The organism is Nocardia sp. NPDC004711, from assembly GCF_053601595.1.
The window spans coordinates 176,759-182,758 of sequence record NZ_JBSGCB010000019.1; the positions used below are offsets into that span (position 1 = coordinate 176,759).

Consider the following 6,000-nt stretch of genomic DNA (forward strand, 5'->3'; position numbering starts at 1 on the left):
CCTGCCTTCCGGCAACACATCTGAAGAACGAGGGCCCGGCCACCGGACGGTGGCCGGGCCCTCGGCCATGTGCGGGGAAGGGGGCGGCGATCGGCACGCGGTGGCCGGGCCCAGGCGTGTGATGGTGGCGCACAGGCCGATTCGCTTGTGCCGGATCAGCTTTCGGCGGGGAGGCCGACGAGGTCGGCCATGAGGTTCATGTGGTGGGTGAAGTAGTCGGCGACGGCTTCGATGGTGCCGTCGAGGCGGCCGAAGATCTCGAAGGTGATCAGGCCGAAAAGCTGTGTCCAGGCCAGGAATACGCGGTCGAGGACTTCTTCGGGGAGGTCGGACGACTGCTCTTCGATGAGGGTGCGCAGGTCCGCGCGTACCGGGGCGGGGAGGGGAGTGGGCAGGGGTGCGGGGTGGAGGCGGTCGGCGGTCGCGGCGTGGGCGGCGATGCCGGCGAGCAGCATGACGACGGTGGCGGCGGGGCCGACAGTGTCCTTGGGAGCGTCGTAGCCGGGGATGGGGCTGCCGTAGAGGAGCCCGTATTCGGTGGGGTTGGCGACGGCCCAGTCCCGGACCGATGCGCACACCGAAAGCCATTGTGCGCGTTCGTTGTTCGCGGGGGCGTTGGCCTGGGCCGCGGTGGCGGCCGCGCCGAGGGATCGGTAGCTGTCCAGGATGAGGGCGGTCAGCAGGTCGTCGCGGCTGGGGAAGTAGCGGTAGAGCGCGGAGGCGACGATCCCCATGTCGCGGGCGACGCCGCGCAGGGACAGGTTCGCGCCGTCGGTGGCCAGCCGCTTGCGCGCGGTGGCCTTGATCTCTTCGATCATTTCGGTGCGGACGCGGGCACGCAGGGATCCGGCGGACATATCCGCAGTGTAGAGAACAGGCAACCGTTCGGAGAACGGCAGGCGTATGAGAGAACAGTGTTCTTGACGGGAAACGGTGTGCGCTTCTACCGTCGACAGGGCGAGAACAGTGTTCTCGACTTATCCACATCCGACAGGATCGAGGACCCCATGTCCCTGCACGTCGTTATCGGAGCGGGCCCGGTGGGCACGGCCACCGCGCGACTGCTCGCCGCGCGAGGTGACCATGTCCGCATCGTCACCCGTGGCGGCTCCGGCCCCGGCCACCCGAATATCGAGCGCATCGCCGCCGACGCCGCCGACCCGGCAGCCCTGCTGACCCACTGCGCGGACGCCACCGCCCTGTACCAGTGCGCCCAGCCCGCGTATCACCGCTGGCCGCAGGATTTCCCACCCCTGCATCGCGCCGTCCTGACCGCCGCCGAGCTTTCCGGTGCGGCCCTGATCACCGTCGGAAACCTGTACGGCTACGGCGAATTCGACGGTCCGGTCACCGAATCGCATCCGCTGCGGCCGAATTCGGTGAAGGGCCGGGTGCGCGCGGACATGTGGTCCGAGCAGCTCGCCGCCCACCGGGCCGGTCGCATTCGCACCGCCGAGGTGCGCGGCTCGGACTACCTCGGCCCGAACGCGACCTCGGCCTTCAGCGTGCTGGTGCTGCCCGCGGTGCTCGCGGGCAAGCGCGCCCTGGTCCCGGCGGACCCGGACGCCCCGCACAGCTGGACCGCCACCGAGGACGTGGCCCGCCTGCTGGTCGCCGTCGCGGATGACGAAACCGCCTGGGGCCGAGCCTGGCACGTCCCGACGCCGCCACCGCTGTCGGTCCGCGCCCTGGCCGATCTGACCGCGTCGCTGGCCGGCGCGCCGTCGGCCCGGGTCGGCCGCATGCCCGCCGCCCTGCTCTGGGCGGTCGGCCTGTTCGTACCCGATGCCCGCGAAATGCGGGAACTGCGTTACCAATTCGACCGCCCTTTCGTCCTGGACTCCAGCGCCGCGACCATGCACTTCGGCCTCGACCCGACGCCGCTCGCGGATGCCGTCCGCGCCACCCTGGACGCCCGGCCCGCCGTGCACCCGTGAAGGAAGCCCGTCATGTCCACCCTCACGAAATCCTCCACCGGCAGGACGGCGCTGCTGCCGCGGGTTCCGATCGTCGTGGCAGTCGTGTGCATGAATGCCGGGTTCGCGGGTTTGGGCGCGGTATTCGACTATCCGCGTGTCCTGTCCCGTCCCAGCGCGGAGGTGCTGGCGTTGTTCCGGGCGCACGAGTCCGCGGTGGTCGCGTGGTTCTCCGTGCTCGCGCTCGGCGCGCTGCTGCTCGTTCCGATCGCGCTGCTGGCCGGTCGCCGCGATGATTCGGCGCGCATGCGCTGGGCGGTGCGTGCCGGGGTCGCGGCGGGCGTGGTGCAGGCCGCCGGCCTGCTGCGCTGGCCGCTGCCGGCGCCGGGTCTCGCGGAGCGCGCCGCGTCCGGAAGTGGCTCCGCCGCCTCGGAATTCGAGTTCTGGAATCGCTTGCTGGGTACGGCGCTCGGTGAGATGTGCGGTTATGCGCTGACCGCCGCCTGGACGGTGCTGGCGGCATCGGCTCTGCGGCACCGGGGCTTTCCGCGCTGGTTCGAGGTGCTCGGAACAGTGGCGGCGGCCCTGGTCCTGGCCGGGGTGGTGGCTCCGTGGCGGGTGCCGGGCGCGCAGCAGGCGAATTTCGCCGGGTACGTGCTGTGGAGCGGATAGCTGCTGGCCCTGGCCGCACTGTGGGGCCGCCGGTCCGCGTGACGGTGTCCCCGGGGCGCTGGTCACATGCCTTGCCGGAAGCGCGCGCTGCGGATCCCGTCGGCGTGTTCGGGCAGGACGCTGTCGAGGAGCGCGGTGACTCGGCCCATGACCGGGGCGAGTCGCCGCGGCCGATCGATGATGGCGTCGCAGATGATCTGCGCTCCCTCTTCGGGGGTGAGGGCGTCGGCGTTCTGATAGACGGCGTTGGGAGCGATCATCGGGGTGCGGACGAGCGGGAGGTAGATGGAGGTGAAACGCACGTTCTCGGTGTGGGTTTCGGCTTGGAGGCTGGTGCTCAGGGAGTCGAGGGCGGCCTTGGATGCGACGTAGGCCGCGTAGCCCGGGCCGCCGTAGAGGTTGGCCAGGGACAGGATGTTGATGATGTGGCCGTCGCGCCGGTCCCGCATGCCGGGCGCGAAGGCGAGGATGAGGCGGACGGCCGCGAAGTAGTTGAGCCGCATGGTGCGTTCGTAGTCGTGGAAGCGGTCGTAGGACTGGTCGAGCGAGCGGCGGATGGAGCGGCCGGCATTGTTGACCAGGATGTCGACGTGGCCGTGGTCGGCGAGCACGGTGGCGGTCATGGCGTCGAGGGCGTCGAAGTCGTTGAGGTCGCAGGGGTAGGCGACGGCCTTGCCGCCCGCGGCCTCTATATCGGCGAGGGCTTGTTCGAGTTCCTCGGCGCGGCGGGCGACCAGCAGCACGGTGGCTCCGGCCGCGCCGAGTTGGGCGGCGGCGACGCGTCCGATGCCGGAGGAGGCGCCGGTGATCAGGACGGTGCGTCCGGCCGCGGCCTCCGCGAGGGTGCGGTTTCGCCGCAGCCGCGCGACGCTCACCTGAGTGTCGAGTCCGTGCTTGATCTTGTGAATCAGCCCGCTGATGTCCTGCATGGTCAGTGATGCTAAGTGCCGCACAGTGATTCGGGACTGTTTCGGTTCAGCTGTCAGTGGCGGGCGCAGGTGTAGGCGAGGACCGCGGCGCCGTCCCCGCCGCCGGGCAGTGCGCGGCAGTGTTGCCGGATCCAGGTCACACGGGCGTCGTCCGCGGGTGTCACCAGGACCAGTCCGACCTCGCCGGCCTCGATCATGCGGGCGACCTCGGCGGTGGTCGGCACCGGGGCCGCGCCCGTGAAGCCGCCGATGGCCGGCACCTCCCGGCCGCTGCTCACAATGAACGGCGAGGCCAGCGCGGAGGTGAAGGTGACGAGCGGATATCGCGGGTGGCCGGGCGTTTTCGCGAGCTGTGCATCGAGTTCCCGGGCCGAGGTGAGGGCCGAGGCCATGAAGCCCCGGGTGACCTGCCGGGCCTGCGCCGATTCATAGGGGGTGTCCAGCGGACCGTATCCGTCGGCGACCACCGCGACCGCGGCCGTCGTCGGCGCGGCGAGCGCCGCGACGAGTAGCAGTGCGGTTGCCAATGATTCGCGGACGCGCAGCGCGGCCAGGACGAGCACCACGGTGACGACCACGAGCCCGGCCCGCACCCAGCCGGGCGCGGCCGCGGACAGCCACCAGCCGTACCCGGCGGTCGCGGCCACGGCGGCTAACCCCAGCCCACGCACCCGGCGATCATCCGTCTGGCGGAAAGCCTGGGCCCCCATGCCGATCAGGGCCGCGATCGCGGGTGCGAGCACCGCCAGGTAGTAGGGGTTCACCGTCCCGATCACCAGGAAGATCGCCAAGTGGACCACGAGCCAGCCGCCCCACAGCACCAGCGCCGCGGTCTCGCGGTCGGTGCGCGGCCGCCGCCGGGCCGCCCAGGCCAGGGCGATCAGGCAGACCAGCGCGAGCGGAATCAACCACCCGGTCTCGCGACCGCCGCCGCCTCCGAAGAGATGGTCGAACCGGCTGTCCGGCCCGAGCACCAGCTCCGCGCGGTATCCGGAGCCCTCGCCACCGGTGGTGAAGTTGGCCGACCCCACACTGAATCCGTCATTGGTGCGGCTGGCCGCGTTGTAGACGAAGACCTGCTCGAACAGCGAGTTGTGGTGGCTGCCGTCCACGTACGGCCGGTGCCCGGCGGGCACCAGGCTGACCACTGTCATCCAGCTCAGCGACACCGCCAGCGTGGTCGCGCCGAACCAGGCCAGACCCGTGATGCGCTGTCGCAGTTCGCTTCTCGGCGCGGCGAGCAGCAGCGCCACGGCCAGCGCCGGGACGATCAACCAGGCCTGCACCATCTTCGCCTGGAAGGCGAGGCCGATGCACAGCCCGCACCACACCAGATTCCGCACCCGCCCCGACACGATCACGGCCGCCGCCTGGTCCGCGGCCAGCACCAGCAGCAGGATCAGCAGGGTGTCGGAGATATTGCCGCGATCGAGCGCGACCACCGCCGGCGCCAGGGCCGCGACCGCTGCCGCGACGAGGGCCGCGTACGGACCGGACAGTCGCCGCACCGCGCGGTAGAGCACGAGCACAGTGAGCACGCCCTCGATGACCTGAGGTAGGAGATACGCCCAGGTGTGCGGCCCGAATACCCGTACCGACAGCGCCTGGATCCAGATCGCGCCCGGCAGTTTGTCGATGCTGATGGTCGCGTCCGGGTCGAAGGCCGCGTAGAAGAAGTTGTGCCGGCTCATGCTCATCGAGCGGGCGGCGGCCGAGTAATAGAGGTGTGGTGTCTGCGAGCTGATGCCCCAGGCGTAGAGGACCCCGGCCGTGACGGCGATGCCCAGCAGAGCGGGCCGGGCCCAGCGTGGCTGGTCGGCCGGGCCCCGCAACCATCGTGACCAGTCTGTTCCGGATCGTTCGGGACGTGCGATTACCCCTGTCACAGCCCCAATTTCGGCCCGTTCCCGGTGGGTGTCAAAGGAATTCCACCCGTGGGCGGAGGGCTTCCGGCGGGAATCGTCCGCCCGGCGTATCCGGGCCCACCGAGGGGTGGACAGCGGTGGGGTCAGCGGCTGGGGTGTCGTGCCGAGAGGGTGACGGCCACATCGATGGGCCGGACGCCGAGCTGTGCGGCGGTCGCGGCGATGGTGGCGTGGATGTCGGCGTCCGCGGGGCGGGCTGGGTCGAAGAGGAGTTCGGCCAATTCGATGGCGGCCAGCGCCTGGGCGCGGGTGAACAATCGGCCCGGCAGCCAACTAACACGCCAGTCGGTTTCTTTATGGCCGGGAACTCGTTCCGCGAACTCGTCGACAACAGAACTGGTAATCGACCAATCGCAGACGTACACACCACCAAGGTCGTCCACCCGACCATGGGTCGCAAGAGCGAGAGTGTGCGAATTGCGTGAATTGCCCCTCTGACCAGCCGATTTGACTTCTGTTCGTAGCAACACGTAACTTATTCCAGGTCAGAGCGACACGGACACCGACCCGGAGCCCCAAGGGCCTGGGAAACGAGGTTGGACGAGGAGCGCCTGATGA

6 protein-coding genes are annotated in these 6,000 nt (G+C 70.2%); 2 read left to right on the forward strand and 4 right to left on the reverse strand.

Going from position 1 to position 6,000, the window contains the following annotated elements; all coding sequences use genetic code 11:
• Nucleotides 1–155: 155 nt before the first annotated feature.
• Nucleotides 156–857 carry a TetR/AcrR family transcriptional regulator gene (locus ACWEKS_RS21240; RefSeq protein WP_452341674.1) on the reverse strand — a complete coding sequence of 234 codons (702 nt, stop codon included), beginning with the start codon at nt 855–857 and terminating at the stop codon, nt 156–158.
• A gap of 150 nt (nt 858–1,007) precedes the next feature.
• Here ACWEKS_RS21240 and ACWEKS_RS21245 point away from each other — a divergent pair, with 150 nt between their 5' ends.
• Together ACWEKS_RS21245 and ACWEKS_RS21250 are read left to right on the forward strand one after the other, a co-directional pair.
• Nucleotides 1,008–1,937 (forward strand): NAD-dependent epimerase/dehydratase family protein, encoded by a 930-nt coding sequence (locus ACWEKS_RS21245; RefSeq protein WP_452341675.1) that lies wholly within the window; start codon nt 1,008–1,010, stop codon nt 1,935–1,937.
• Between the two features lie 12 nt (nt 1,938–1,949).
• A complete protein-coding gene (locus ACWEKS_RS21250; RefSeq protein ID WP_452341676.1) occupies nt 1,950–2,588 on the forward strand; it encodes a DUF4386 family protein in 639 nt (212 codons plus the stop codon).
• 62 nt (nt 2,589–2,650) lie between these two features.
• Here ACWEKS_RS21250 and ACWEKS_RS21255 read toward each other — a convergent pair whose 3' ends face one another.
• From ACWEKS_RS21255 to ACWEKS_RS21265, 3 genes are all read right to left on the reverse strand, one after another.
• A complete protein-coding gene (locus ACWEKS_RS21255; RefSeq protein WP_452341677.1) occupies nt 2,651–3,517 on the reverse strand; it encodes an SDR family NAD(P)-dependent oxidoreductase in 867 nt (288 codons plus the stop codon).
• A gap of 53 nt (nt 3,518–3,570) precedes the next feature.
• Nucleotides 3,571–5,403, reverse strand: coding sequence for an ArnT family glycosyltransferase (locus ACWEKS_RS21260; protein WP_452341678.1), 1,833 nt, complete (start codon nt 5,401–5,403; stop codon nt 3,571–3,573).
• A 122-nt stretch (nt 5,404–5,525) separates the two neighbouring features.
• Complete coding sequence (locus ACWEKS_RS21265; RefSeq protein WP_452341679.1) at nt 5,526–5,699, reverse strand: hypothetical protein; 174 nt, start codon at nt 5,697–5,699, stop codon at nt 5,526–5,528.
• Between the last annotated feature and the right edge of the window lie 301 nt (nt 5,700–6,000).